23 protein-coding genes, 1 tRNA gene and 1 pseudogene are annotated in these 26241 nt (G+C 57.7%); 14 read left to right on the forward strand and 11 right to left on the reverse strand.

Annotated elements, in window-relative coordinates:
• The first annotated feature begins 89 nt into the window (after positions 1-89).
• Positions 90-707, forward strand: coding sequence for an FMN-dependent NADH-azoreductase (locus GGE33_RS08705; RefSeq protein ID WP_148146376.1), 618 nt, complete (start codon positions 90-92; stop codon positions 705-707).
• Between the two features lie 14 nt (positions 708-721).
• Here GGE33_RS08705 and GGE33_RS08710 read toward each other — a convergent pair whose 3' ends face one another.
• From GGE33_RS08710 to GGE33_RS08735, 5 genes and pseudogenes are all read right to left on the reverse strand, one after another.
• A complete protein-coding gene (locus tag GGE33_RS08710; protein ID WP_148146375.1) occupies positions 722-1978 on the reverse strand; it encodes a GGDEF domain-containing protein in 1257 nt (418 codons plus the stop codon).
• A 233-nt stretch (positions 1979-2211) separates the two neighbouring features.
• Positions 2212-2524 (reverse strand): annotated as a pseudogene (locus GGE33_RS27945) (diguanylate cyclase domain-containing protein).
• 96 nt (positions 2525-2620) lie between these two features.
• Positions 2621-2941: an HlyU family transcriptional regulator gene (locus GGE33_RS08725; protein ID WP_183822163.1), complete on the reverse strand. Its 321-nt coding sequence runs from the start codon at positions 2939-2941 to the stop codon at positions 2621-2623.
• A gap of 81 nt (positions 2942-3022) precedes the next feature.
• Complete coding sequence (gene ilvA / locus GGE33_RS08730) at positions 3023-4270, reverse strand: threonine ammonia-lyase (RefSeq protein ID WP_246435761.1); 1248 nt, start codon at positions 4268-4270, stop codon at positions 3023-3025.
• A gap of 143 nt (positions 4271-4413) precedes the next feature.
• Positions 4414-5313: an alpha/beta hydrolase gene (locus GGE33_RS08735; protein WP_183822167.1), complete on the reverse strand. Its 900-nt coding sequence runs from the start codon at positions 5311-5313 to the stop codon at positions 4414-4416.
• 182 nt (positions 5314-5495) lie between these two features.
• Between GGE33_RS08735 and GGE33_RS08740 the strand changes: the two genes are divergently transcribed.
• Both GGE33_RS08740 and GGE33_RS08745 read left to right on the forward strand, forming a co-directional pair.
• Positions 5496-5918 carry a DUF3597 domain-containing protein gene (locus tag GGE33_RS08740; protein ID WP_183822169.1) on the forward strand — a complete coding sequence of 141 codons (423 nt, stop codon included), beginning with the start codon at positions 5496-5498 and terminating at the stop codon, positions 5916-5918.
• A 192-nt stretch (positions 5919-6110) separates the two neighbouring features.
• Positions 6111-6195, forward strand: a tRNA-Leu gene (locus GGE33_RS08745).
• A 178-nt stretch (positions 6196-6373) separates the two neighbouring features.
• On the opposite strand, the gene wrbA is transcribed toward GGE33_RS08745, so the two are convergent.
• On the reverse strand, positions 6374-6973 hold the full coding sequence (wrbA, locus tag GGE33_RS08750; RefSeq protein WP_148146370.1) for an NAD(P)H:quinone oxidoreductase type IV: 600 nt from the start codon (positions 6971-6973) through the stop codon (positions 6374-6376).
• 296 nt (positions 6974-7269) lie between these two features.
• On the opposite strand from wrbA, the gene GGE33_RS08755 reads away from it, so the two are divergent.
• Both GGE33_RS08755 and GGE33_RS08760 read left to right on the forward strand, forming a co-directional pair.
• Positions 7270-8055, forward strand: coding sequence for a competence/damage-inducible protein A (locus GGE33_RS08755; RefSeq protein WP_183822171.1), 786 nt, complete (start codon positions 7270-7272; stop codon positions 8053-8055).
• Positions 8056-8144: 89 nt separating this feature from the next.
• On the forward strand, positions 8145-8984 hold the full coding sequence (locus tag GGE33_RS08760; RefSeq protein ID WP_183822173.1) for a universal stress protein: 840 nt from the start codon (positions 8145-8147) through the stop codon (positions 8982-8984).
• 54 nt (positions 8985-9038) lie between these two features.
• On the opposite strand, the gene GGE33_RS08765 is transcribed toward GGE33_RS08760, so the two are convergent.
• Complete coding sequence (locus GGE33_RS08765; protein ID WP_183822175.1) at positions 9039-9632, reverse strand: sugar O-acetyltransferase; 594 nt, start codon at positions 9630-9632, stop codon at positions 9039-9041.
• A 100-nt stretch (positions 9633-9732) separates the two neighbouring features.
• Complete coding sequence (locus tag GGE33_RS08770; protein WP_148146366.1) at positions 9733-10656, reverse strand: LysR family transcriptional regulator; 924 nt, start codon at positions 10654-10656, stop codon at positions 9733-9735.
• Between the two features lie 88 nt (positions 10657-10744).
• Here GGE33_RS08770 and GGE33_RS08775 point away from each other — a divergent pair, with 88 nt between their 5' ends.
• The 7 genes from GGE33_RS08775 to GGE33_RS08805 all read left to right on the forward strand — a co-directional run bounded on the left by GGE33_RS08775 (position 10745) and on the right by GGE33_RS08805 (position 19101).
• Entirely contained in the window at positions 10745-11986 is a 1242-nt protein-coding gene (locus tag GGE33_RS08775; protein WP_183822177.1) for an MFS transporter, read from the forward strand.
• A gap of 113 nt (positions 11987-12099) precedes the next feature.
• Positions 12100-12597 carry a xanthine phosphoribosyltransferase gene (gene gpt, locus GGE33_RS08780; protein WP_148146364.1) on the forward strand — a complete coding sequence of 166 codons (498 nt, stop codon included), beginning with the start codon at positions 12100-12102 and terminating at the stop codon, positions 12595-12597.
• Positions 12598-13346: 749 nt separating this feature from the next.
• On the forward strand, positions 13347-17159 hold the full coding sequence (locus GGE33_RS08785) for a vitamin B12-dependent ribonucleotide reductase (protein WP_183822180.1): 3813 nt from the start codon (positions 13347-13349) through the stop codon (positions 17157-17159).
• 113 nt (positions 17160-17272) lie between these two features.
• Positions 17273-17890 carry a DUF5343 domain-containing protein gene (locus tag GGE33_RS08790; protein WP_183822182.1) on the forward strand — a complete coding sequence of 206 codons (618 nt, stop codon included), beginning with the start codon at positions 17273-17275 and terminating at the stop codon, positions 17888-17890.
• On the forward strand, positions 17880-18458 hold the full coding sequence (locus tag GGE33_RS08795) for a Swt1 family HEPN domain-containing protein (RefSeq protein ID WP_183822184.1): 579 nt from the start codon (positions 17880-17882) through the stop codon (positions 18456-18458). The genes GGE33_RS08790 and GGE33_RS08795 overlap by 11 nt, the downstream gene beginning before the upstream one ends.
• A gap of 51 nt (positions 18459-18509) precedes the next feature.
• The gene (locus GGE33_RS08800; RefSeq protein WP_183822185.1) at positions 18510-18785 is read left to right on the forward strand and encodes a BrnT family toxin; all 276 of its coding nucleotides are present in this window, start codon (positions 18510-18512) and stop codon (positions 18783-18785) included.
• Between the two features lie 37 nt (positions 18786-18822).
• A complete protein-coding gene (locus GGE33_RS08805) occupies positions 18823-19101 on the forward strand; it encodes a helix-turn-helix domain-containing protein (RefSeq protein ID WP_183822469.1) in 279 nt (92 codons plus the stop codon).
• A gap of 89 nt (positions 19102-19190) precedes the next feature.
• Here GGE33_RS08805 and GGE33_RS08810 read toward each other — a convergent pair whose 3' ends face one another.
• Together GGE33_RS08810 and GGE33_RS08815 are read right to left on the reverse strand one after the other, a co-directional pair.
• Positions 19191-20282: a glycerol dehydrogenase gene (locus GGE33_RS08810; RefSeq protein ID WP_183822187.1), complete on the reverse strand. Its 1092-nt coding sequence runs from the start codon at positions 20280-20282 to the stop codon at positions 19191-19193.
• A 290-nt stretch (positions 20283-20572) separates the two neighbouring features.
• Positions 20573-22192: an alpha/beta hydrolase gene (locus GGE33_RS08815; RefSeq protein WP_246435763.1), complete on the reverse strand. Its 1620-nt coding sequence runs from the start codon at positions 22190-22192 to the stop codon at positions 20573-20575.
• Positions 22193-22563: 371 nt separating this feature from the next.
• On the opposite strand from GGE33_RS08815, the gene GGE33_RS08820 reads away from it, so the two are divergent.
• Together GGE33_RS08820 and GGE33_RS28105 are read left to right on the forward strand one after the other, a co-directional pair.
• The gene (locus tag GGE33_RS08820) at positions 22564-23949 is read left to right on the forward strand and encodes a peptidoglycan L,D-endopeptidase MepK (protein ID WP_343062365.1); all 1386 of its coding nucleotides are present in this window, start codon (positions 22564-22566) and stop codon (positions 23947-23949) included.
• A 130-nt stretch (positions 23950-24079) separates the two neighbouring features.
• Entirely contained in the window at positions 24080-24262 is a 183-nt protein-coding gene (locus tag GGE33_RS28105; RefSeq protein WP_183822192.1) for a DUF1508 domain-containing protein, read from the forward strand.
• Between the two features lie 100 nt (positions 24263-24362).
• On the opposite strand, the gene GGE33_RS08830 is transcribed toward GGE33_RS28105, so the two are convergent.
• Positions 24363-26174, reverse strand: a complete 1812-nt coding sequence (locus tag GGE33_RS08830) for a methyl-accepting chemotaxis protein (protein WP_343062366.1) — start codon at positions 26172-26174, stop codon at positions 24363-24365.
• Positions 26175-26241: the final 67 nt, after the last annotated feature.

Raw genomic sequence — 26241 nt, forward strand, 5'->3', positions numbered from 1 at the left:
ACCTATTTGTCAGCTACACGAGCCTCCAGTCTCGCCCCATATATCGAGGTCGCAAGAAGACCTCCAAGACAAATCAAGGAATTGGCACCATGTCTTCCATTCTTCTCGTCACCTCTAGCCCGCGCGGCGACGAATCCCTCTCGACCAAGATCGCCAACGAATTCGTCGATAAGCTGAAGGCGAAGAACGCTGGCGCAACTGTTGTCAGTCACGACCTTGGTCAGAATCCGATTTCCCATCTCGACACCGTAACGACCTCGGCTATCCGCAAGCCGGCTGACCAGCGTAATTCCGAGGAAGCGGCTGCCGCCGAACTGTCGGACAAGCTCACTGCCGAACTGCTGGCCGCCGACACTGTCGTGCTGGCAACTGGCCTGATCAACTTCAACATCTACTCGCAGCTGAAGAGCTGGATCGACAACGTTGCCCGCGCCGGCCTCACCTTCCGCTACACGGCCGAAGGCCCGCAGGGTCTTGCCACCGGCAAGAAGGTCTATGTCGTCCTGTCGGCCGCAGGCATCTATTCCGAAGGCCCTGCCATGGCGATGAACCATGCCGTTCCTTACCTGAAGACCGTCCTCGGCTTCATGGGAATGACCGATGTCGAAGTCATCTATGTCGAAGGCACGGCTTTCGGTCCGGAAGCCTTCGAAAAGGCAATTGCTTCGGCCCAGGAACGGACTGAGCAGCTGGCTCTCGCTGCCTAATTTCCTGAATACGTTCAGAACTTTCCAAGACGGCCGTGAACCCTATCACGGCCGTTATTTTTTGCCTGATAGAGCCGTTCGTCGGCCCGGCTCAAGATGAGATCCAGCGTTCGGCCATCCTCCGGCGCAGTCGCAACGCCGATCGAAACCGTAAGCGGCGCGCCATCGGGGCGCGTGATGTTGGCGGCAATATCCACCCGAAGGCGCTCTGCGACTTCCAGAGCCTTTTCATGGTCGGTGTCCGACAAAAGGATCACGAATTCCTCGCCGCCGAAACGGGACAAATGATCACTTGAGCGAGCGCTCCTGCTCAGACAAGCTGCCAAATCCCGCAAAACCGTATCACCACGCTGATGGCCGAATCGATCATTGACCTCCTTGAAATGATCGGCATCGACAATGACCATGCTGATCGACTGGCGCATTGCGAGGCTTTTTCGCACCAGTTCAGGTCCGTCCACCTCATAACGGCCGCGATCCAAAAGACCGGTCAGTCCGTCCACACCAGCCTTTGCCAGCAGAGCCTGATAACGCTCGCGAAATGTGAGGTCGTGAAAAATGTCCTTGATCTGCCGTGACGACGCGAACCATCGGTCGTTTTGATCGATCCTGAGATAGACTGCAAAGAGGCTCGAATAGATAAGCACCGCGAGTAACTTCGCATACCAGCCACCGAAGAAGACAGGCAACGGCACACCAAGCAAGATGTGGAGTACAGAGAAAAAAGCTACCTGATCAAACGTCAGCATAACGGCGCCGCTGATGGCGAAGCGCACGACCACATTGTCGACGAAACGCCCCAACCGCTCGTAAAGCAGGATGATGGCAATCGCATCGACATAGAGGATCGTCGTGCCCCAGACCATGAGCCAACCCATCTCATCGAGAAAGGCCATATCGGCAGCGCGTCCGCCCGGCAGCGTTACAGCCGCGTGCAGCTGCAATATTTGGGCGATGCCGACCGTCAGGAGATTGCCGAGAAACAGTCCGTAGATGGGCTGCCGCACCGTTGCTGCGTCTTCCTTGATATAAAGCATCAGGATCATCATCAGCTTGCCGGCAAAAAAGATGGAGGAACCTGGCGATACCGTTCCGAATGGAAGCTCGACGTAAAAGACCGCCGCCAGGTAGGTCTCCATGAAGTGCATCACACCGAGCGCGGCCAAAAACACACCCAGGCCAAGCGAACGCCGAAAATGCAGGAACGCCGTCATGACGGAGAAATAGACGACCGCTTCAATCAGAAACAGGCCGAGATTAAGCCATTGCATGGGCGCTCCTTGCGCCATTGAGAACAAGCTCTTTTAGGATCGTCTCAGTTAAGTTTTCCTCAAATCCCGGCGGGTCCAGCGCAAGTTATCTGATAAGACGGACAATCGCGCCCTCATTGAAGTCGAGACCTGCAACTTCCGGCAATCGTCTTGGCATGTGTTTCAATGGACCAGCAATCTAGGGATCATCTCAATAGAGCGCGATATCGGCACAACCGACTGACGTATCATTGTCAGCCGTATGCTCCGGGCAGAGCGCTGAACGTTTCCAGATCCTGTTCCGTCGACACGCTTGCCAGAATTGCTGCGCAGTCTTCTCCCTCAAGGCGAGCGATCATATCCTGCGGCCCGGTCTTAGCCTTCAGCCTAACAGAGACCTCGCGGATGACCGCATCGCCAGCCTGATGGCCATGAATTGAAACGATCGAGATCTATCATGGCGATGCTGAAAGCGTGGCCGTTGCCGGCATGCACCACGATTTCGTTGAGGCTTTCAGTGAGCAGGACTCGACTGGGCAAGCCGGTCGGCCGATCGTGCAGCGCCAGATGGCGGCATCGTTTTTGAGCCGCATGATCTCAGAAACAAGGATAGCCTTCTCGTCCCCAAAGGAACTGAAAATGGAACGTCCGATCAGTGGCGGATCAGGCGGAACGGGTGCTTTGACCGTCCGAAAACAGCGACGAGCCGTTCTGGTCGATGATCTGTTCAGCCTTGCGGACCGTGAAAGTCACAGCGTCGTCCATCGACGAGAACATATCGGCCCGAATGACATGGCGAACCAGCGTTTCGCCGTTTACGTCCTTCTCGATCCGGCCAGCGAGGCGGTATTGTCCGCCTTCGGCGATCGGTGCCGGATAGATCAGGCAATCCTTGTAAGCAACAGGTTCCACGCCTTTGGCAGCCTGGGCCGGCTTATCCTTGCCTGAAAAGGCTGAGAGGAGAGAAGAGAAAAAAGATGCCATGATTTTTGCCTACCACATTGCTCCCGGCGCCGAAACGCACCCAACCGCCTGTAACCGTTTCAGGCCGGAAGCGCCAGCCCATCAAATGATCAGGTTGGCGAGGATTTCGTTTTCGGTGATGTCCTCGTACCCGAGCCCTGCCCCTTCAAAACGTTCATAAAGGCCGGCGAAGTTTTCCGACGCCGTCGTTTCGATACCGATAAGGATCGAGCCGAAATTGCGAGCCGATTTCTTCAGATATTCGAAACGGGCGATGTCATCATCCGGGCCCAGAAGGTTGAGGAAATCGCGCAAAGCCCCGGGACGCTGGGGCAAACGCAGGATGAAATATTTCTTCAGGCCCGCATAACGCATGGCCCGCTCCTTCACATCGGGTAGCCGCTCGAAATCGAAATTGCCGCCCGAGACGATGCAGACGATGGTCTTTCCGGCGATCTTTTCACGCGGAAGAAGCGACAGGGCGGTGATCGAAAGACCACCTGCCGGTTCCAGCACGACACCTTCGACATTCAGCATGTCGGTCATCGTGACGCAGATCGCATTTTCGGGAACCAGCATCACCTGCGACGACGAAAAACCTTTCAACGCTTCAAAATTGAGATCACCGATGCGCGCGACCGCGGCACCATCGACGAAGTTGTCGACCTTCGGAAGCGTTATGGGCGATCCGGCCTCGAGGCTTTTCTTCAGGCTCGGCGCGCCTGTCGGCTCGGTGAAGAGAAAACCTTCAGCGGCGACCGCATCCTTGAGGTAGCCAGTGACGCCGGAAGCAAGACCGCCGCCGCCAACAGGAAGGATGACCAAGTCCGGCAACACGCCATCGGGTAGCTGGGTCGAAATTTCCGCAGCAACGGTCGCCTGCCCCTCGATTATGTCTAGATCGTCGAAGGGTGGCACCATCATGCCGCCGATTTCCTCCACATGGGCACGGGCGGCAGCGTAGCATTGGTCGAAGATGTCGCCGACAAGCTTGATGGTGATGAATTCGCCGCCGAAGATGCGGGTCTTGTCTATCTTCTGCTGCGGCGTCGTGACCGGCATGAAGACAATGCCCGGCACTTCAAAATGGCGGCAGACGAAGGCAAACCCCTGCGCATGGTTGCCGGCCGAAGCGCAGACGAACGTCTTGTCGCTCGCGCCAGCAGTGATCGCCTTGCGCAGAAAATTGAAGGCGCCGCGGATCTTGTAGGAACGGACCGGCGACAGGTCCTCACGCTTCAACCAGATATCTGCGCCGTAACGGCGGCTGAGATGCTCGTTCAACTGAAGCGGAGTCTCCGGAAAGATCGTCCGCATCGCCGCCTTGGCATCATCCACACCTGTCTTCATCACATAAACCATCCACGGCTCGTCAAGATTTTCATCGCTATGCCATAGCTTGTGGATGAAGACCAAGCCCGTTTAATCAGCTTTCAGTTCTCCGCCAACTTCAGCATTCCGGCAGAGACGAACAAATAATGTCTAGCGGCCTGTTATTGACGAAAAACCTTACCCAGAAAAACGGTCGCCTGCGGCAGCCCGGTGCGCCAATAGGTCCAGTCATGACCACCCTCGCGGGCCATGAAATGATGCGGCACTTTCAGCTTCCGGAGTTTCATTGTCAGCTCGGCATTGCCGACGAAAAAATCGTCATAGGAACCGCAGTCTATATAGAGCTCGGTCTTCTTTAGATCGTCAGCCGGGACCTTGTCGACAAGATCGAGAACGCTGTTGGCGTAATAAGGTTGATTGAGGCGATCGCGTCCGGCCAATCCGACACCCCAGGCTTTGCCATAGCGCCGATCATATCCTGCCTGATCCATTTCGACGATCTGCTGGTCGGTGCGGAAGGCCGCACTCAATGCAGCGGCACCGGCGAAAAGATCCGGATATTTCATGGAAAAAGCAATTGCTGCATATCCGCCCATCGACAGGCCGAGAATGCCGCGGGACTTCTTACCTGGAATGACGGGAAAGGTCTTTTCGATATGCGGAACGAACTCTTTCACGAACATGTCCTGCCACAAATACTGGCCGTCGGCATCGTTCATGTAATAGGTGTTGAATTTGTTGTCGTCATCCCGGCGGCCTTCCGGCGTGACGGCGATGAAGGGCGGCACTTCACCTGATTCGATCAGCCTGTCAAAAACCAGATTGGCGTTGCCGAAACGATACCAATCCTGATTTTGGCCGTCGCCGCCACCATGCATAAGGTAGATGACCGGATAACGCCTCTCGTCACGACCGTAACCCGGTGGCAGATACAGCGAGTACTCGACGTTCTTTCCGAGAATGCGGCTGGCCATGACCTGGCCTTCCTTTACCGTACCTTCCGCATGCGCCACCGAGCCGGTGAAGATTATCATCAAAAAGAGCAATACTTTCCCGACCATATTCTCCTCCTCGTTATGGAGGAGGACATAGCCCCGGACATTAAAGCGTCAACCTGAAGCGATCCTGCACCTCCCCGACAATATTTCTCACCACCACAATTCGCTTCGTTTAGACATCGGCCCCATTTCCTCCAGCACTGGACGCCCTAGTTCCTTACCATCTAACCTCGAGGAGAAGACCCATGAGCATCTTCAGCAAGATTAAGAATGCGATCTTCGGCTCCCCGGCGGCGGCAGCTGAAAATCCAGCTGCGGCTCCCGCCGCAACGGGCGCCGCGCCGACTGCTGCCACGTCGTCCCCTGCCCCCGCAGCGGCGTCCGCCGCTCCGGCAGCAAGTCCGTCTGCGCCCGTCGACGTCGCGCCCATCCTTGACGCTGCGGTCAAGAAGAGCGGCCAAAAGCTCGACTGGCGCCACTCGATCGTCGACCTTATGAAGGCTCTTGGCATGGATGCGAGCCTCAGCGAGCGCAAAGAACTTGCAGCCGAACTGGGCTACACCGGCGACACAGGGGATTCGGCCAAGATGAACATGTGGCTTCACAAGGCATTGATGAAAAAGCTGTCGGAAAACGGCGGCAAGGTGCCTGCGGATCTTCTCGACTGACAAAGGCTGCGGAGATGTAATTGTGATGAGGCTGGCACCGCGGTGCCGGCCTTTTTCTTCACGTATGACTAGGCCTTGCTGTGGACGGCCGCAACGATCCGGTACAAAAGCTCAGCTTTGCAAAACTCCGGAACTTGTTTTGCAAAGCTGAGCTTGACGGAATCGTCTATCTACCTGAAAAGCAAGACCCAAGCGGACGTGGCGAAACTGGTAGACGCAAGAGACTTAAAATCTCTCGGCCTCGGTCATGCGGGTTCGATCCCCGCCGTCCGCACCAATCACCCAAGTCATTGATATAAATAAAACAAATCAGATACGCGAACTTCACATCGAAGACGGCGCGCCTTCAATCATGGGCACCAATTCGTCATCTGTGCCCAAAACTGTGCCCAGAATGCAAAAAGAGAGCGGCCAAGGCCACTCCCTTTCAGGTGAATTCCGACGGCTAATCGAGATCAGGCTGAAAGCTTGGCTGCGATCTTTGCAACATGGGCACCCTGGAACTTTGCGGCTTCCAGTTCGACATCCGAAGGCTGGCGAGACCCGTCGCCGTCGGTGATGGTGGAGGCACCGTAGGGCGAGCCGCCCTTGACTGCTTCAACACCCATCTGGCCCTGGAAGGCATAGGGAAGGCCGACAACGGCCATGCCGTGGTGAAGCAGGGTCGGAATGAAGCCGAGGATGGTGGATTCCTGACCGCCGTGCTGGGTGGCGGACGACGTGAAGACAGATCCAACCTTGCCGACCAGCTTGCCGGTAAACCACAGGCCACCCGTCTGGTCCCAGAAATTGCGCATCTGCGAGGCGACAGTGCCGAAGCGTGTGCCGGCGCCAACGATGATGGCATCATATTCTTCAAGTTCAGCAACGGTGGCGATCGGTGCAGGCTGGTCGAGCTTGAAATGCGAGGACTTTGCGACTTCTTCCGGGACCAGTTCCGGAACGCGCTTTACGGTGACTTCGGCACCGGCCGACTTCGCGCCTTCGGCGACAGCGTAGGCCATCGTTTCGATGTGACCATAGGAAGAATAGTAAAGAACCAGAACCTTCGTCATTTTCTTCGTTTCCTCTGCGGGAGTGGACGCTGTTGCTGAGCTTACAGTAGGTGCTCCGCCCAACAGCTTTTTCAAGAACTCGATGATCATTGATCTGCCTTGTTACAAGCGTGTGGCCGAAAGCTATCCGAGCCGGGTATGCGCCGCCAGACGGCGATGCCACGACGCACTGTCTACTATTTTCGAACGATGGCGGCATATCTTGTTCGATTTGCGTATTATCAGGTAAGCGTCGGCGGGATTGCATTCCCCGGCAGGCGGATTAACGTCCAGCCATCACAGAAAGCGAGCTCCTCATGTCCGATCACTCCGCCTCCTCCACCATTGTAACCGCTGCCATGCTTGCCATAGGCGACGAGCTGCTTTCGGGGCGAACCAAGGACAAGAATATCGGACATCTGGCCGATATGCTCACACTCTCCGCCATCGACCTCAAAGAGGTTCGCATTGTTGCGGACGAAGAAGAAGCGATTGTCGAGGCGCTCAATGCGCTCAGGGCACGCTATGACTACGTCTTCACATCCGGCGGCATCGGCCCCACCCATGACGACATTACCGCGGATTCGGTTTCCAAGGCATTTGGCGTCGAGTGCATCTATGACTCAGAGGCGATGACCCTGCTTGGTGAGATGTACAAGCGGCGCGAGATGGAATTCACCCCTGCCCGCCAGCGCATGGCGCGGATGCCGGAAGGTGCGAAACATATCGCCAACCCCGTTTCCACGGCCCCCGGCTTCATCATCGGCAATGTCTATGTGATGGCAGGCGTGCCGCAGGTTTTCCAGGCGATGGTCGACAACGTTCTGCCGACCTTGCGCAGCGGCGCAAAAATGCTGTCGCGTGCCGTCTCCTGCCCCTATGGCGAAGGCGATATCGGCACCTTGCTTGCTGATATCCAGAAGGCGCATCCGGAAACCAGCATCGGCTCCTACCCGCGTTTCGACGGAAAAAAATTCTCGACCGAGATCGTCGTGCGCGGCCGTGATGCCGAGGCTATGGATGCCGCTGCAGAAGCAGTCTCGGAGATGATTGCCGGCCTCGATCGAAAAGGGATTTCGGCCAATCCGACTGCGGACGCATAACCAAAGGGCGGCGCCCGTTGACCCGCGCCTCGGCAGCACCACCTTATTGAAACAGGGCTCGAAACGAAGCCTGTAATGAGGAGATGTCCATGTCCTACAAGACTGTTCTTGCTGTTCTCGACACGCAGCGAAACGCGCCACAGATCACCGATTTTGCGGTTGCGATCGCCGAACAGTTTTCCGCGCATCTGGTGGGGGTTCATGCCGAGACGCTAACCGCCGTTCCGCTGATCGCGCCGATGGAAATCCCCGACCCGACCGCAATCGAGATCCTGCAGGAAAGCGCCCAGAAGGAAACTCAGGCAATTGAGCAGATCTTCCGCCAGAAGACCAAGCGCGAGGGACTTTCGGCCGAATGGCGCAGCTACATGCTGGCGGCCGGTTATGCATCAAGCTCCGTACAGGAGGTCGCACGGACTGCGGACCTGATCGTTGCCAACCAGAGCAGCCCGTCCCAGGCCGATCATCGCGCCGACCTGGAGACATTCCTGTTCGAAAGCGGCAGGCCGATGTTGCTAGTGCCCTATACGCTGAAGCAGCCAAAACCGATCGAACGTGTGCTGATCGCCTGGAACGGTTCACGGGAGGCTGCCCGTGCCACCTTCGATTCGCTCCCGATCCTCAAGCAGGCCTCTTCGGTAGAGGTTCTGGTGATCGATCCTCCTGAGCGCGGCGATAGGGAAAAGGAATTTGCAGGTTCCGAGCTTGCCGCAACACTTGCCCGCCACGGCATAAACGTAACATTGACGACGCAGGACAGCGGCGGCAATTCGCCGGCTGCAGCGATCGAAAACCGCCTTGCAGACAAAAGCATCGATCTGCTTGTCATGGGCGGATACGGGCATTCGCGCTGGTGGGAAATGTTCTTCGGCGGGGTAACGCGCAGCCTGCTCGATTCGATGACGGCGCTGACATTGCTTTCACGATAAAGGTCGAGCGGCAGCAGCCAGAAGGTGCTGCCGCTTGCCCAATACGCGGAACGGCTACTTGCGGCCGAAACTCTCGCGCTTTGCGTCTTCGATCGTGATTTCCCGGATAACGCGTGCCGGGTTTCCTGCTGCAACGACATTCGCCGGAATATCGCGCGTGACGACCGCGCCGCCGCCGATCACCGCACCATCGCCGATGGTCACGCCCGGCATGATCGAAACTCCCCCGCCGATCCAGACGTTGTTCCCGATCGTGACCGGAAGAGCATATTCGAGGCCGGCGTTGCGGCGCTCTGGGTCTAGCGGATGACCCGCGGTGTAGATGCCGACATTGGGAGCAATGAAGACGTTATCACCGATAGTGACCTTCGCGCCGTCCAGAATGACAAGGTTGACGTTGGCATAGAAATCGTCGCCTATTTCGATATTAAAGCCGTAATCGCAGTGAAACGAACCGTCGAAGACGAAATTCCTGCCGATGCGTCCCAATAACCCGCGGATCAGCTCGGCATGTTCTTGCCTCTCATCCGGCGAGAGTGCATTCAGCCGATGCAGGATACGCTTGGCCGCCTTGCGTTTTTCCAGAACGGCAGAATCGTAATTTGCATCATAAAGCAATCCGCGAGCCGCTTTTTCCAGTTCGTCCATGTTTTCCTCATTCATATCTGCCCGGTCGGCATTGCAACCAAATGCGGCGACAGGGTGTTTGCGGGATGAAAGTCAGATGAAGAAAACAGACGCGAGGACCTCATTCTTTTTGCGCCTGCAGTTCAAAGCGCCTATCCATGCGCGCCTTTCGTGCGACGGAGCAGAAGTTTCTAACAACAGGCGATGTCGTTGCCCTGCGATAGGCGAGTGCGATCGCAACACGTTCGGCGGTGTCACCCAGATGCCGAAATACCGTACCGCGCAAATCCACGCGAGCAATGGATGCCGGAACAAGCGATACGCCGAGGCCTGCTGCGACCAGTGAGAGTATCGAAGCGATATGGGGTGCTGCCGGCCCCGACTTGGGCGTGAAGCCGGATTTCGCACAGGCCCGCAGGATCGCATCATGAAGACTGACGCCAACGCTGCGGGGCGTCAGGATGAACGGATCATCGCACAATTTGGCAAGATCGATAATCTCTCCAGAGACCGCCAAGGGATGGGTGGCCGGCAGCGCAGCGAGAAGCGGCTCGTCGGTCAGAACCTCCTCGGCCAGAAGATTGGGATCGGAATTCGAGGGACGCAGAATGGCGACATCCAGCCGGTCTTCGATCAGTGCCGCGGCAAGCGCCATGGAATTGGCCTCCGTGACATTAATCTCGACATCCGGATAGGTATTTCGAAACTGCGCGATACAGACAGGCACGGCTGGGCTCAAGGCTGCGGTCCCGGTAAAGCCGATGCGAATCTCGCCGCTTTCACCCGCAGCAGCCTTGCGCGCAAGCCGTACGCCTTCGGCGATCTCATGCGGAACGTTACCGACCGCAGCCCGGAAGGCGCGGCCAGCGGGCGTGAGCTCTACCCCATGTGACAGGCGGCGGAAGAGCCGGACGCCAGCCTCCTGCTCCAGCACCTTGATCTGCTGGCTGAGCGGCGGCTGTGCGATACCAAGGCGCTCTGCCGCGCGGGTAAAACTTCCCTCCTCGGCAATTGCCAGGAAATAACGGACGTGTCTGAGCTCCATGATATTAATTCCAGATATGGAGAATGCCTCATCCATATATTAGCGGCAATGTCGGCATGGCGCTATATGCGTCTGCAAAGGATACCCCATGCCCCAGCCCGCCACACTTGAAGCTGCTATTCAGGCGACACCGACGGAATTCGAAACAACCTGGATAAAAGGCGACAGCGCTGCCTTTCGTAGCGCCAGCTGGGCGCTTTTCCTTGCCGGTTTTGCCAGTTTCTCGCTGATCTACTGCGTCCAGCCGCTTCTGCCGGAATTTCCGCAAGACTTTGGCGTCAACGCTGCAACGGCCTCGCTGGCGCTATCACTGACGACCGGTGCGCTTGCCTTCGCGATCCTTCTGTCAGGCGCATTTGCCCAGATCGTCAGCCGCAAGACGCTGATGTTCACGTCGATGATGCTGGCCGCAGTATGCAACCTTGTCGCAGCAAGCGCCGGTGGTTGGGGCTGGCTGCTCGCAGCGCGGGCTGTCGAGGGTTTCGTGCTTGGCGGCGTGCCCGCGGTGGCGATGGCTTATCTCGCAGAAGAGATCGAACCTGCGAGCCTCGGCCGGGCGATGGGACTTTATATCGGCGGCACCGCTTTCGGGGCGATGGTCGGACGGGTGGGGATGGGCTTGATGTCGGCCTTTACCTCCTGGCAGATCGCCATGTATGCGCTGGGAGTAGCCTGTGTCGCCGCGGCAATGGGCTTCTTTCTGCTTTTGCCGCCGTCACGAAATTTCCGGCCGCAATCCATGCCTGTGGGGCGGCATCTTCATCTGTGGCGGCAGCATCTTTCCAACCCTGCGCTTTTGCGACTCTATTTGATCGGCACGATGCTGACGAGCGTGTTCACCACCGTGTTCAATTACTCCACCTTCCGGCTGGCCGGTGCGCCCTATCATCTCGGGCCGACGGCGATCAGCATGATTTTCCTCACCTATGCGCTGGGGATCGTTTCTTCATCGTCCGGCGGGCGGATGGTGGACCGGTTCGGTCGAAGGACAACGCTGATCGTCACGTTCGCCACCATTCTTGCCGGCGTGGTGGTGACGCTGACCTCCAGCCTAACCCTCACCATCCTCGGCATCTCGCTGATCACGATCGGCTTTTTCATCGGCCATTCGGCAGCGAGCAGCGGCGTCGGCGCAAGTTCGGGCGCCGCCAAGAGCCATGCCTCGGCGCTCTACCTGCTGTTCTATTATATCGGCGCCAGCTTTACCGGCTGGGCCGGCGGATGGTTCTGGATACATGGCGGATGGGGAGCGGTTGCCGGGCTGACCTCGGCCTGCGCCATCATTGGCCTTATCGTCGCCCTCACCTTCACCCCGCACAGACAAGCCTGAAACTGGTAAGGGGAAGAGGCGCGCAACCGACATAAAGTCCGACCGCTTGCCTTTTCCCCTCGCTTGCCGCTATTAGCGAGAGCCAAAGAAACTCTCGTTCTGGCAGCAAATTCATGTCTCTTCCTGAAAAAGCATTTCCCGTTTCCTGGGACCAATTCCACCGCGATACCCGTGCGCTTTCCTGGCGCCTCTCCGGCCTTGGCCAGGAGTTCAAGGCAATCGTCTGTATCACCCGCGGCGGCCTGGTGCCGGCGGCGATCATCTCGCGCGAACTCAATATTCGTCTCATCGATACGGTCTGTATCGCCACGCGCCATGACTATGTCGACCAGGGCGAAACCGTGCTTTTGAAAGGCATTTCGCCCGAGCTTTTGGAAAACGGCGGCGAAGGCATTCTCGTTGTCGACGACCTGACCGATACGGGCAAGACGGCAAAGGAAGTGCGCGAGATGTTGCCAAAGGCACATTTTGCCTGCGTCTATGCCAAGCCGACCGGCGTGCCGACGATCGACACCTTCGTCACCGAGGTTTCCCAGGACACCTGGATCTATTTTCCCTGGGACATGGGCTTCACCTATCAGGAGCCGATCGCCAAGGGACACCGGGGCTAGATTTCCAAGACTTGAGGACCACAACAGATAGTGGCCCCATTCCATTTCAACCACGAGCCGCAGGATATGCGCTGACGCATACCCTGCCCTGTCGTTTTGATGTCAATAGCTGGTCCGTCATCCACAGGATGGCGGACTTTTCTACATTTAGAGGGCCGTGTTACCCATATGTCTCAATATGGTATGGCCAAGTGCTAAAATGCCCGTTCAGAAAGGGCTTCCAGAGCCGCCGATCTGCCCCGATCGTGCCACAATCGAATTTCGCAAGCCTCGCGCAAGCTTCAGCTCCGGTCGCCAAGCACTTGAGAATCCTAGCTGTTTTTTATTCCCCGTTATCCACAGGCATCAGCCACAATATCTTGTGGTTTAGAAACTCCTACCGGCTACGGCTTGACCGAATCAGGATGCGCGGCCATGAATAAACGCATGTTGCGGCGGCGACTGGACCGGGAGTAACGAGGCCGGTTCTTTTTCGAGTTTTATGGAAACAATCGAGCGCAGGGCTTGTTCTGACAGACAGCCGGGCGACGGATTTCCGTGCGCTTTGAAAATCATCGCCAAGACGGCGATTGGGCTGGCATAAACATGTTGTTAATACTATATTTAGTGTTGGCAGCCATTATCCAGCACAATATACAGATAGACATCCAATGAGTCTGGATGAAATTTCAGCCGGCTGCCCATGATGGAGAGCAGCCGCATCGAACCCGTGCGCCTATATGGCGACAAAGGATGAGGGACTAGAGGCAATGCGCATCGAACGTCGTTTCACGAAGCCTGAGACAGGCGCCTACGGAACTATCGAGTTCCGCAAGGCGACCAGCGAGATCCGCAATCCGGACGGTTCCATCGTCTTCCGTCTTGCCGATATCGACGTGCCGTCGCAGTTCTCCCAGGTCGCGACCGACGTTTTGGCGCAGAAATATTTCCGCAAGGCCGGCGTTCCGAAGATCCTGAAGCGCGTTGAAGAAAACGACGTCCCGTCCTTCCTGTGGCGTTCGGTTGCCGATGAGAAGGCGATGAAGGACATTCCCGAAGGCGAGCGCTACGGTTCTGAAACCGATGCCCGCCAGGTCTTTTCGCGTCTTGCCGGCACCTGGACCTATTGGGGCTGGAAGGGCGGTTATTTCTCGTCCGAAGACGATGCGGCCGCCTTCATGGACGAGCTTGCTTACATGCTCGCCACCCAGCGCGTTGCCCCGAACTCCCCCCAGTGGTTCAACACCGGCCTGCATTGGGCCTATGGCATAGATGGCCCCGGCCAGGGCCATTTCTATGTCGACCCCTTCACCGGCAAGCTGACGAAGTCAAAGTCGTCCTATGAGCATCCGCAGCCGCATGCCTGCTTCATCCAGTCCGTCGGCGACGACCTGGTCAACGAAGGCGGCATCATGGACCTGTGGGTTCGCGAAGCGCGTCTGTTCAAGTATGGTTCCGGCACCGGCTCCAACTTCTCCCATCTGCGCGGCGAAGGCGAAAAACTTTCCGGCGGCGGCCGTTCTTCCGGCCTGATGAGCTTCCTGAAGATCGGTGACCGGGCAGCCGGCGCGATCAAGTCCGGCGGTACGACCCGTCGCGCGGCCAAGATGGTCGTCGTCGATATCGACCATCCGGATATCGAGGAATACATCAACTGGAAGGTCAAGGAAGAGCAGAAGGTTGCTGCCCTTGTCACCGGTTCGAAGATCGTCGCCAAGCACCTGAAGGCGATCATGAAGGCCTGCGTCAACTGCGAAGGCAGTGACGACGATTGCTACGATCCGCTGAAGAACCCGGCCCTGAAGCGCGAAATCCGCGCTGCCAAGAAGGACCTGGTTCCGGAAAACTACGTCAAGCGTGTCATCCAGTTCGCCCAGCAGGGTTACAAGGATCTGCAGTTCAAGACCTATGACACGGACTGGGATTCGGAAGCCTACCTTACTGTGTCGGGCCAGAACTCGAACAACTCCGTCTCCCTGAAGGACGACTTCCTCAAGGCTGTCGAAAACGATGGCGAGTGGAACCTGACCGCCCGCAAGGACGGCAAGGTCATGAAGACCTTGAAGGCCAAGGATCTGTGGGAACAGATTTCCTATGCCGCATGGGCATCTGCCGATCCGGGCATCCACTTCAACACGACGATGAACGACTGGCACACTTCGCCGGCCGGCGGCCCGATCCGCGGCTCCAACCCGTGCTCGGAATACATGTTCCTCGACGACACGGCCTGCAACCTTGCTTCGCTCAACCTTCTCCAGTTCAAGGATAAGGCAACGAAGAACATCGCGATCGCAGACTACGAACATGCGGTTCGCCTGTGGACCGTCGTGCTCGAAGTGTCCGTCATGATGGCGCAGTTCCCGTCGAAGGAAATCGCCGAACTCTCCTACCAGTACCGCACGCTCGGCCTCGGCTATGCAAATATCGGTGGCTTCCTGATGTCGTCGGGCATTCCGTACGACTCGAAGGAAGGCCGTGCGATCGCAGGTTCGCTGACCGCGATCATGACCGGTATTTCCTATGCGACCTCGGCAGAAATGGCCGGCGAGCTTGGCCCGTTCCCGAATTTCGCGCCGAACCGCGAAAGCATGCTGCGGGTCATCCGCAACCATCGCCGCGCAGCCTACGGCGAGACGACCGGCTACGAGCAGCTCTCCGTCGATCCGGTTCCGCTCTACCATTCGGAAAACCCGGACCAGACGCTGTCGGCTCACGCCAAGGCCGCCTGGGACAAGGCGCTGGAACTTGGTGAAAAGCACGGTTACCGCAACGCCCAGACGACCGTTATCGCGCCGACCGGCACGATCGGCCTCGTGATGGACTGCGACACGACCGGCATCGAGCCCGACTTTGCGCTCGTGAAGTTCAAGAAGCTCGCCGGCGGCGGTTACTTCAAGATCATCAACGGTGCGGTTCCGGAAGCCCTGCGCACGCTCGGTTACACCGAAAGCCAGATCGCCGAAATCGAAGCCTATGCGATCGGTCACGGCAATCTGAACCAGGCTCCAGGCATCAACCCCGGCACACTGAAGGCCAAGGGCTTTTCGGACGAGAAGATCGAAGCGATCAACGGCGCCACCAAGGCTGCCTTCGACATCAAGTTCGTCTTCAACCAGTGGACGCTCGGCACCGACTTCCTCAAGAACACGCTGAAAGTTACCGACGAGCAGCTCGCTGACATGAGCTTCAACCTGCTCGAGCATATCGGCTTCTCGAAGAAGGACATCGAAGCTGCCAATATCCACGTCTGCGGTGCGATGACGCTGGAAGGTGCGCCGTTCCTCAAGGACGAGCATCTGGCCGTCTTCGATTGCGCCAACCCCTGCGGCAAGATCGGCAAGCGTTATCTCTCGGTCGAAAGCCATATCCGCATGATGGCGGCTGCCCAGCCGTTCATCTCGGGTGCGATCTCCAAGACGATCAACATGCCGAACGATGCGACCGTCGAGGATTGCGGCGCAGCCTACATGCTGTCCTGGAAGCTGGCGCTCAAGGCCAACGCTCTCTATCGCGACGGCTCCAAGCTCAGCCAGCCGCTCAATGCGTCGCTGATCGACGAGGACGATGCGGAAGAGGCTGTCGAAGAGCTGATGCAGCAGCCGATTGCTGCCCAGGCCGTTCAGATCACCGAAAAGATCGTGGAACGCGTCATCGAGCGCGTCACCCGCGAGCGCGAAAAGCTGCCGAACCGTCGTCAGGGTTACACCCAGAAGGCCAATGTCGGCGGACACAAGGTCTATCTGCGCACCGGCGAATTCGGTGACGGCCGGATCGGCGAGATCTTCATCGACATGCACAAGGAAGGTGCTGCCTTCCGTGCGATGATGAACAACTTTGCCATCGCCATCTCGCTGGGTCTGCAGTACGGCGTGCCGCTGGAAGAATATGTGGAGGCCTTCACCTTCACCAAGTTCGAGCCGGCCGGCATCGTCACGGGCAACGACGCGATCAAGAACGCCACGTCGATCCTCGACTACGTGTTCCGCGAACTTGCCGTTTCCTATCTCGGCCGTCATGACCTTGCGCATGTCGATACGTCGGACTTTTCCAACACGGCACTCGGCAAGGGAATTCAGGAAGGCAAGACGCAGCTCGTCTCGACCGGCTGGACCCGCGGCTACAAGCCGACCCTGATCCAGGGTGGTGCAATGGGTGGCTCCGAAGCCAAGGGTGCAGCCACCGCCGCCCCTGCCCGCGCTTCGGCCAGCGTCACCTCGATCGCCGGCAACACGGCCCGCAAGCTCGAGCCAGCAATGGCCATCTCGACCTCGGAAGTCGTTTCCTTCAAGCGCGATTATGAGGAGCGCGCCAAGGAACTGGCCGAAGAGATCGCGGAAGAGGTGAACGCAGAGGTCGTATCGGAAGAAAAGCAGGTCGCAACAGCGCTCTTCTCCGACAAGGCCGAAGCCGACGCAGCCGCTGCCAAGACCGAAGCCAAAAAGGTCGAAGCCGACCGCCGCATGAAGTCGATCATGCAGGGTTATACCGGCAACATGTGCTCCGAGTGCCAGAACTTCACGATGGTGCGCAACGGCACGTGTGAGAAGTGCGACACGTGTGGTGCTACGAGCGGTTGCTCTTGATAATTGCAGGGATAAGTGGCGTCGCCACTTTCCGGCAACCCAAGTTTAGATAAGCTGATCCCCGCGGTGATTGAGTTCGCCGCCGGGATTAACGCTTAAAAGGTCATGTTGTTATGCTCACTAATACGTACCTTGTAGGGTCAGGGCGAGTTCAAGATTTCTTTGACAAATTAAAAGGTGGTCAGGCACCTGAACAGTTTACGACGCAACTTCTTAAAGACTGGGGGTTCAGCTCATCGAATGACCGAGCATACATACCGTTGTTAAAAGCTCTCGGCTTCCTCTCCCCTGATGGAAAACCAACTTCTCGTTATCACAGTTATCGGGATCATTCTCGATCCAAGAAGGTGATGGCAGAAGCTCTTAGAGAGGCATACGCGGATATCTTCCTTATAAAAGAAATTCCGTCCGCTGCAGACAGGGGCGCTATTCTCGGAAAATTTAAAAGCTATCACAATACAACAGACAACGTCGCCAGCTTGATGACAAAGACTTTCTTGGCCTTATGTGAGCTAGCTGATTTCAAAGATGGCACGATCGACAAACGCGAAGCGGCTCCGCAACCAGTTGCGGTTACGGAAGATCGAACGACGCCCCCGATTCACCATGGAAGCCCCAAAGCCCCACCTGGCCTTCACTACAACATCCAGATTCACTTACCGGCAACAAAGGACGTCGAAGTTTACAACGCCATTTTCAAGTCATTGAGAGAGCATCTCTATGACCACTAAAGAACTAAGAGATTTTCTCTTCCGAGGGCTAATGTTTGAAGCGGAGGCTTCTAATTTCCAGTCAGCAGGGATTCAAGTTGGAGCAGATCAGAGCGACGTTGAAGAGAAATTGCTCGCGGCCGCTCTATCGCCATTTAATGTTTCTCTCCGAAATCAAGCGCTCGAAATGGCGAGACTTTATGCCGTTTTGTTTTGCTTCGAAAATTCGGTGCGGGATTTCATTCGCGATACTCTTTCAGAGAAAGACGGTTTAGACCGGATCGAGAAACTACCGCCTAAGATAAAATCCCATGCAGAATCTCGGTGTGAGACAGCCATCCAAGACTCTTGGCTTGAAGGAGAGAATACAGATCTGCTGGGCTTTGTAGATTTTGGTCATCTCGCGCAAATTATCATCAACAAATGGGAATATTTCCCCATCCTTCCATCTCAACACTGGCTTAAACAAAGAATGGATGAGATGGAAAAAGTGCAAAACTTCATAGCTCACAACCGAATGCTTCTGCCCAGCGAGTTTCAAAGATTGTATATGTATATCGGGGATTGGAACCGAGTTGTAGGACTATGATTAGCAACCGATAGCTTCAACACACAACCTACTGGAACCCCGTAGTCACCCATGATAAATTTCGAATGGGATGAACTAAAGGCTGCGACCAACTTCGCGAAGCACGGAATCACCTTTGCTGATGCTTCGGCCGTTTTCAACGATCCATTCGCCCTCGACCTAGAGGAACGATCAATGGATTACGGTGAAATCCGGCGACGTATTGTCGGGCTTGGCAACGGCCGGTTTCTGACAGTGATCTATACCGAGCGCGAAGAGGCAATTCGCCTTATCTCCGCGCGAAAATCGACCCGCGCCGAACGACGGGAATACGACAATGCCCACTGAGAGAGACAACAAAACCGACTGGTCTCACCTCGACGCCATGACCGACGAGGAAGCGGAAGACAATGCGTTGGCCGATGCCGACAATCCGCCGATGACCGAGGAGCAGCTTCGCACGGCTCCCCGCATGCCGCGGGTGAAGGTCATTCGTCGGGCGCTTGGTCTGACGCAGGAAGAGTTTTCGGCGCGCTACAGGATCCCGCTCGGCACATTGCTGGATTGGGAACAGGGGCGTTCGGAGCCGGATCAGCCGGCGCGCGCCTATCTCAAGGTGATCGCCGTCGATCCTGAAGGGACGGCCAAGGCGCTGGTGGCTTAGTCGTCCATCCGCCCGTTCACGAAAGCGCCAGCAGGTCGCGCTGCGGCAGGAGAAGCCGGGCACCAGAAGATGCCCGACGCATTTATCTATCAAACAACCTTCGCCAGCGCGTCCACCGCAAAGATCGCATCCGCCACTTCCTCAGCCGTGAAGTCGGCACGCAGGTTCTGCAGCGTGTCGTCCTTGCTGTTGGCAAGCTGGCCGACCTTGATCAGGTCTTCGCGGGACACGCCTTCCAGGTGCAGTTCGGCCAGCGTCACCGGCATTTTTATCGAGCGGTAGAAGTCGATATAGCCGGCGATCTCGTCGTCGGGGCGTTGTTCGAGGATCATGTGGGCGAGCGTGCCGTAGGCGACCTTTTCGCCGTGGGTGAGGTGATGAATATCACCATTGAGCGCCGTAAAGCCGTTATGGATGGCGTGGGCGGCAGCCAGACCGCCATTCTCGAAACCAAGGCCGGAGAGAAGCGTTGAGGCTTCGACGACCGCTTCGACGGCCGGCGTTACCAGCTTCTTTTCCACCGCCTGATAGGCGCTGAGGCCGTAGGTCAGCAGCGTCTTTTCGCAGGCTTCGGCAATTGCCATGCCGGCGATGGTGGCGGAACCGCCGACCATGGTTTTGGAATTGGAGCGCTGGACGGCGAGCGCCTCGACGTAGGTTGCGAGACCATCGGCGATGCCCGATGCGAAGAGGCGAACCGGCGCCTGGGCGCAGATCCAGGTATCGACCAGAACCAGATCCGGGTTCTTGGCATAAAAACGGTATTTCTCGAACACGCCGTCATCGGAATAGATGACCGAGAGCGCGCTGCAGGGCGCGTCCGTCGAGGCGATGGTGGGGACGATGATGACGGGGCTTTTCAGCTCGTCGGCCACGGCTTTCACCGTATCCAGCGTCTTGCCACCGCCGATACCGACGACGAGGTTGGTGCCGTTTTTCTTCGCCACGTCGACGAGACGGTTGATCTCATTGGTGGAGGCTTCGCCTGAGAACTTTTCGCGGGAAAATTCGACCTTGCCGGAGACTGCCGCCTCGACCTTCGTGCCGATCAGGCCCCAGACGATATCGTCGGATACGAGAAGAGCCTTGGTGCCCATTTCGGAAAGATAATCGCCGAGTTCGGCAATGACGCCGCTTCCCTGAATATAACGGCCGGGGGAGGCAAAAATTCGCTTGGTCATGTCTGTCACTTCCAGTTGATCAATGGAAAAACTACCACGCGGATATCGACCGGCTGGCGATCCAAGGCAAGGGTTTGGGCGCAACCAACGAAACCGTTACCGGCCAGAATGGAGCGGCGGGCGGATAGTTCATTGAGGCAGATCATTGCAGGAAATTCATTTTAACACAGCAAAAACAATATCCTGTTGAATCAGGTGCTTTTCACCGGAGTGTGAACCGCCCGCCGACCGCCATATGATGGACGCTGTGTTTCCAATCTCGAACCTCTGTCGCCCGGGCGCAGGAAATCTCAGTTTCCCATGGATTGGAAATGCTGCTTGAGGCGGGGGACGTCTTGCGGTGACACGGCAGGATCGGTCAGCGAAATCCAGGCATCAATATAGTGCTCGGGCGCGTAGACATGGCCGTGGCCGATCGGCGAGCTGGTGGCGATCGCCATGTCTACGGCAAGCTGCAGGCCGGTGACGACCGGAATCCAGGTGAAGCTTTGCGATACATCCGGTCCGCGTGGGCCTCTCAGCCAGGCGGGCTCGCGAAAGAAGGAGGACGGATCGAAAAAGGTGACCGGATCGCTTGCATATTGCAGATAGATCATCCGGATCGGCCCCCAGGGCGCAAAGTCTCCGGAGGCCGTCTCCACCTGGTTGGCGAAGCGCACGACCGATCCGTCGCGAAATTTCGGCAGCCAGGCGGGAGAGCCCTTTTCGCGCATCGCGGTGATCGCATTCCATCTGGCGCTGCGGAAAGGCGGACCGCTCCACAGGGCGCCCTGGAACGGATCGGCCACGACATCATAGATGTCGGTGGAGAGTTGCGAATTCAGCGCGCCGAGGCTCAGGCCATGCAGGTAGAGCCGTGGCCGCCGATCCTTCGGCAGAGTTTTCCAGTGGTCATAGACCGCCTGAAACAGCGCACGCGCCGCATCCTGTCCGTTTTCCGGTTCGACCAGCAGGGAAAGCCAGCTCGAGAGATAGGAATATTGCAGGGCGACGCTCGCAATATCGCCATCATGCAGATATTCCAGCGTATCCATGGCGGCCGGGTCGACCCAGCCGGTACCCGTGGGCACGACAACCACCAGCAGCGAACGCTCGAACCCGCCCTGCCGCTCCAGTTCCTTGAGAGCCAGAGCCGCACGCTCCTCGACTGTCTCCGCGCTGTTCAGCCCGGCATAGACGCGTACAGGATCGAGCGCCGGCTTCTGCCAAAACTTGCCGATGGATTCGGCTTTCGGGCCGGTCGAGACGAAGACTCTGCCCTGCCGGCCGAGCGTATCCCAGCCGACCAGCGAGCCCGGCCCGCCGGTCATGGCCGGGCTTGTCGGTGGCGTCTCGTCCGGCTCAATCAGCGAATCGGCCTTCTGGAACGAGGCGTCGGTCGCATCGAGCGCCCATCGGACAAGAAGGCCCTGCCCGATCGACCAGAACATCACGATCGCCAGTGTTAACCCGAGAACATTGGAAACGCGGCGCGGCATGATCGCGTCGAGCCAGTGGGAAAACCGGCTTGCGGCGAGCTGGAACAGCCAGCCGAGTGCCAGAAGCACGGCGAACGTAATCGCGGCTATCCCTGCCAGACGAAACGGATCTGCGCTTTGCTGCGGGTGCATCTGCCAGAGCGTGCGGATCGAATTCTGCCATTCGACCGCGTGCCAGAGGAACACGACCGATACGATGATGGCGAAGAGAAGCGTGGTTGCCCTCAAAGGCGCCGCTTGTTTAGAAAACCATGGAAGTTCCAGATAACGCCAGAGCCAGCCGATGAAGACCCCGAACGCATAACCGATCGCAGCGCAGGCACCGGACAAGACACCCTGGATGAGCCAGGACCGTGGCATGAGGCTTGGCGTGAGGGAGGCTGCAAAGAAGAGAAGTGCGAGCAGCACGCCCGTTGCGCTCAGGGATCCCATAAACCGCAAAACAAATCGCAATATTCGCCCGCCCAACTGTTCGAAACACCCCATCTGTCGCCATCAAGGCAAATAGCGCGCGAGGTCATGAGATCCAGCGAGCCACGGCCACTCATCTGCGCAACCTGCACGACTTCAGCGGGAAAATCCACAAGCCTCTGCCGGCATCATGTCGGTGGCTCAGACAAGCCGGACCGGCCAAAAAATTGGTGCAAAAGCTGCCCGTGCCTTCACGAAAGCGTGTCGGATCGGCACGGCTAATATTTCGTCAACCTCCTATTAGCATTTCATTGACCATAATCAGGGCTTCGTTGCCGGGTTCTCATCCTTTTGTCCCGGTGTGGTGATCTTGGCGTAAAGCGAGTTGTGTCGTGTTCCAGCCCCTGTCGAATGCTCCCATCAAGAGTGCTATCCGCACGCTTCTTGGCCATGCCGCCGATACGGCATTGACAATCGCCAAGGCCTCCTGCGCCGTGGTTCTCGCGCTTTCCGCATGTGCTGGAACTGCCGCGATGGCGTTTGCGGAAGACCGGACGCTGAAGCTGCACTTCACCCATACGGGCGAGCGGGCAGCGATTACCTACAAGCGCAATGGCAGGTTTGACCAGAAGGGCCTTGCGCAGGCCAACCGGCTGTTGCGCGACTGGCGTCGCAACCAGTCGACGCGGATGGACCCGCGCCTTCTCGATCTCGTCTGGGAAGTTTACCAGCGCAGCGGCGCCACCGACTATATCCATGTCGTTTCCGCCTATCGCTCGCCGGCCACCAACAGCATGCTGCGCGGTCGCTCGCGCAGTACCGGCGTTGCCAAGAAAAGCCAGCACATGCTGGGCAAGGCGATGGATTTCTATATTCCGGGCGTAAAAATCTCGACGCTGCGCCGGCTTGCCATGCAAGCGCAGGTTGGCGGTGTCGGCTTTTACCCGACCTCCGGTTCACCCTTCGTGCATCTCGATGTCGGCAGTGTACGCGCCTGGCCGCGCATGTCGCGCAAGGAACTGGTGGGTGTTTTTCCGAACGGCAGGACGATGCATGTGCCGGCAGATGGACGACCGCTCCCAGGTTATGATCAGGCGGTGGCCGACTACAAGCGCCGCGTCGGATCGCAATCGATCCAGATCGCCAGCACGGCACCGGATGATGACGAGGATACCGGCAGCGCAAAACGTGGTGGCAGCGGCCTCTTGACCGCGATGCTGCCGACACCGAAGAGCCGTGCGGCGGAAGCACTTGCGGAACAGACTAGCCCAACGGCTATCGCCAAGGCAGCGAGCCGCAAGAGCGATCCAGAATTTGCCGATCTTGCAGCTCTCTCCGCCCCGCTGCCGATCCTGCGGCCGTCGAAGGCTGTCGATGTCGATCCCGTGCAGACCGCATCGCTTGCGCCGACACCGAGCCTCGCGCCCATCATTGCGGCACGACCGGTAGCGGCTTCGGCGCCTGCAAGCACGCCGGCCTTCAGCGCCCTTGCGGCACTTGCTGCACCAGACGGGATGAAATTGCTGCGAGCACCGGAAGGCTCGATCGCCTTGCTGCCGATCTCGGGACCAGATCTCGATGTCGAGGACGAATTCGATGGCGAAGACACGCTTTTGTCATGGGCGCTCGCTGCCCCTGCCGAGAATGTCGGCATGGCCGCGCCGGTCGTCATCGGCAGAACATTGACGGACCTGACGGCAAAACCGGAGAGCACAACGCCGTTGCCGCTTTCGATCGCAGAAGAATTCGATCACGACCGATTCTGGTCCGGCGGCTAACGGAGCCAGCGGAAGTCAGCCACAAGCACAACCGGATCCGCACATAGATACACCTGGCGGCTGCATCCGCTTCGTGGAGCGGTCCTGCCGAATCGCCTAGCGTTCTCGCTGTAACACTCGGGAGGACGACATGCCGAATTGCAAGGACAGCAATGGGGATAATTGGGAAATCTATCAGAGTGGCAGCCAGTGGCGCTGGCGCCGCACGGCATCAAATGGCCGCATCGTAGGCGCTTCGGCAGAGAGCTACGTCAACAGGAGTGACTGTGTCGACAATGCCCGACGCAATGGAATGAAGTGCAATCCCACCTGACGTGATCAATCCGTAAAATGATTACGGGCCTTCGCCACAAAGGTTCGAAGGCCCGTTCAGATTTGGCTGCAACTCATGGATGGCTTGAGTTAGAGAAGCCTCAGAACTCAGTCCATTCCGACTCTTTTACCGCAGCGGCTGATGCCGAACCACCACCGAATGCGGAGGCGAGTTTTCGCCCCAGGGAACGAGCAGGAGACAAGCGAGGCCGTTCATCCTGCTCGGCGACGCGCACCGGTGCGGATACACGCGAGGCCTGCCGATCGAAAGCAGGCCGCTCGGCGGAACGGAAAGATTGCGGACTTTCGCTGCCGACCTGGAACTGGCCAAGCAACGTCATCAGCGCCTCGGCATCCTTTGCAAGACTATGGCTGGCAGCGGTCGATTGCTCAACCATTGCCGCATTCTGCTGCGTTCCCTGATCGATCGTATTGACGGCCGTGCTGATTTCCTGAAGGCCAAGCGACTGTTCGCGTGACGCCTCTGCGATCGCTTGAACATGCCGATTTATCTCATGGACCTCGGCCACGATTGCATCAAGTGCCTTCCCGGTCTCGCCGACCAGATTGACGCCCTGCTCGACATGGCTGCCGGAGGTATTGATCAGCGTCTTGATTTCCTTGGCGGCAGCGGCTGAACGCTGGGCCAGCTCGCGGACTTCCTGAGCCACGACGGCGAAGCCCTTGCCCGCATCACCCGCGCGTGCGGCCTCGACCCCGGCATTCAACGCCAGAAGGTTCGTCTGGAAGGCGATATCGTCTATCACACCTATGATGTTGCTGATTTCAGACGAGGAACGCTCGATCTGATGCATCGCATTCACTGTGTCCCGAACGATCTCGCCGGATTTCTCCGCCCCTGCACGCGTACGGGCAACAAGCTGGCTGGCTTCTTCGGCACGGCTCGCCGCGTCCTTGACGGTGGTGGTGATCTCCTCAAGCGCTGCGGCCGTCTCTTCGACAGAAGCAGCCTGCTGCTCCGTGCGACTGGACATATCGTCGGCCGAAGCAAGAAGCTCGTTGGCACTGGCGGAAATTGCCTTCGCATTGAAACCAACGGATTGCATCGCCTCGCGAACCCTGCTCAGCGAGTCGTTGAAATCCTCGCGAACAACATCGAGATCAGCCACAAACGGCGTATCGATACTTGTCACCAGATCACCAGCGGCCAGCCGCTTCAAGCCATTGCCAAGCGACTGAAGCGCGAACTGGACGTTGCGGGCCTCCGAGGCTTTCTCGATTTCCTGACGCGCTCTCTCGCTTTCGGCGTTGCTCCTGGTAGCTTCCGTCTGTTCTTCCAGACGAGCACGCTCAATCGCATTTTCCCGGAAGATCGCGACTGTAGCCGCCATTTCCCCAATCTCGTCACGTCGATCGCGACCGACGATCTCCCCGGATGTCTCTCCGCGTGCCAATTGCTGCATCTGCGCGCGCAAGCCATTCATCGGCTTGGTTATTCCTTGTTGGACAAAATATGCAGCAAGGACAAGAACGAGAACAATGCTGATGACCATAGCGGCCATGTTGGTCACGATTGTTTTGTGCACGAGTGCCGCCAGACGATCCGTGCCGGCGGTCTGCACCGCCTGCAAGGCGCTATTGCTGTCGTTGAACTGCTTGGAGATCCGCGTTGTCAGACCTTCAAGCGCCCCCATCCGAGCCACGGCAGCCGGATATTGCCCATCATTGCGCAGCTTCACGATATCAGCAAGAAGCTCCCGCACGCCGCTGATGTCGACCATAAGGTTGTCCATCGCCTGTTTGGTGCTCGGAACAAGTACCGAAAGCTCCTGCATGCGGCCGACGGCGATATCAAGAAGGGAATTAAATTCCTTCTGTGCCGTTTCGAATTGCGGCACATCGGGCGAAAACAGCAAAAGGCGGCTGTAGTGGCCCCCTAAACCCCCGGACACGATCTCCCACTTGTTAAGTGTTAGGAGTAATGTGCCCATTATGACCAGTCACATACCTAAGATAGAA

It is taken from the genome of Aliirhizobium cellulosilyticum (assembly GCF_014198105.1).
GTDB classification, from domain to species: domain Bacteria; phylum Pseudomonadota; class Alphaproteobacteria; order Rhizobiales; family Rhizobiaceae; genus Neorhizobium; species Neorhizobium cellulosilyticum.

What these genes read in the sequence shown, in the direction of transcription:
- GGE33_RS08705 (WP_148146376.1), top strand. Translation starts at nt 90, where the DNA reads ATGTCTTCCATTCTTCTCGTCACCTCTAGCCCGCGCGGCGACGAATCC.
- GGE33_RS08710 (WP_148146375.1), bottom strand. Translation starts at nt 1,978, where the DNA reads ATGCAATGGCTTAATCTCGGCCTGTTTCTGATTGAAGCGGTCGTCTAT.
- GGE33_RS08725 (WP_183822163.1), bottom strand. Translation starts at nt 2,941, where the DNA reads ATGGCATCTTTTTTCTCTTCTCTCCTCTCAGCCTTTTCAGGCAAGGAT.
- ilvA (WP_246435761.1), bottom strand. Translation starts at nt 4,270, where the DNA reads ATGAAGACAGGTGTGGATGATGCCAAGGCGGCGATGCGGACGATCTTT.
- GGE33_RS08735 (WP_183822167.1), bottom strand. Translation starts at nt 5,313, where the DNA reads ATGGTCGGGAAAGTATTGCTCTTTTTGATGATAATCTTCACCGGCTCG.
- GGE33_RS08740 (WP_183822169.1), top strand. Translation starts at nt 5,496, where the DNA reads ATGAGCATCTTCAGCAAGATTAAGAATGCGATCTTCGGCTCCCCGGCG.
- wrbA (WP_148146370.1), bottom strand. Translation starts at nt 6,973, where the DNA reads ATGACGAAGGTTCTGGTTCTTTACTATTCTTCCTATGGTCACATCGAA.
- GGE33_RS08755 (WP_183822171.1), top strand. Translation starts at nt 7,270, where the DNA reads ATGTCCGATCACTCCGCCTCCTCCACCATTGTAACCGCTGCCATGCTT.
- GGE33_RS08760 (WP_183822173.1), top strand. Translation starts at nt 8,145, where the DNA reads ATGTCCTACAAGACTGTTCTTGCTGTTCTCGACACGCAGCGAAACGCG.
- GGE33_RS08765 (WP_183822175.1), bottom strand. Translation starts at nt 9,632, where the DNA reads ATGGACGAACTGGAAAAAGCGGCTCGCGGATTGCTTTATGATGCAAAT.
- GGE33_RS08770 (WP_148146366.1), bottom strand. Translation starts at nt 10,656, where the DNA reads ATGGAGCTCAGACACGTCCGTTATTTCCTGGCAATTGCCGAGGAGGGA.
- GGE33_RS08775 (WP_183822177.1), top strand. Translation starts at nt 10,745, where the DNA reads ATGCCCCAGCCCGCCACACTTGAAGCTGCTATTCAGGCGACACCGACG.
- gpt (WP_148146364.1), top strand. Translation starts at nt 12,100, where the DNA reads ATGTCTCTTCCTGAAAAAGCATTTCCCGTTTCCTGGGACCAATTCCAC.
- GGE33_RS08785 (WP_183822180.1), top strand. Translation starts at nt 13,347, where the DNA reads ATGCGCATCGAACGTCGTTTCACGAAGCCTGAGACAGGCGCCTACGGA.
- GGE33_RS08790 (WP_183822182.1), top strand. Translation starts at nt 17,273, where the DNA reads ATGCTCACTAATACGTACCTTGTAGGGTCAGGGCGAGTTCAAGATTTC.
- GGE33_RS08795 (WP_183822184.1), top strand. Translation starts at nt 17,880, where the DNA reads ATGACCACTAAAGAACTAAGAGATTTTCTCTTCCGAGGGCTAATGTTT.
- GGE33_RS08800 (WP_183822185.1), top strand. Translation starts at nt 18,510, where the DNA reads ATGATAAATTTCGAATGGGATGAACTAAAGGCTGCGACCAACTTCGCG.
- GGE33_RS08805 (WP_183822469.1), top strand. Translation starts at nt 18,823, where the DNA reads ATGACCGACGAGGAAGCGGAAGACAATGCGTTGGCCGATGCCGACAAT.
- GGE33_RS08810 (WP_183822187.1), bottom strand. Translation starts at nt 20,282, where the DNA reads ATGACCAAGCGAATTTTTGCCTCCCCCGGCCGTTATATTCAGGGAAGC.
- GGE33_RS08815 (WP_246435763.1), bottom strand. Translation starts at nt 22,192, where the DNA reads ATGGGATCCCTGAGCGCAACGGGCGTGCTGCTCGCACTTCTCTTCTTT.
- GGE33_RS28105 (WP_183822192.1), top strand. Translation starts at nt 24,080, where the DNA reads ATGCCGAATTGCAAGGACAGCAATGGGGATAATTGGGAAATCTATCAG.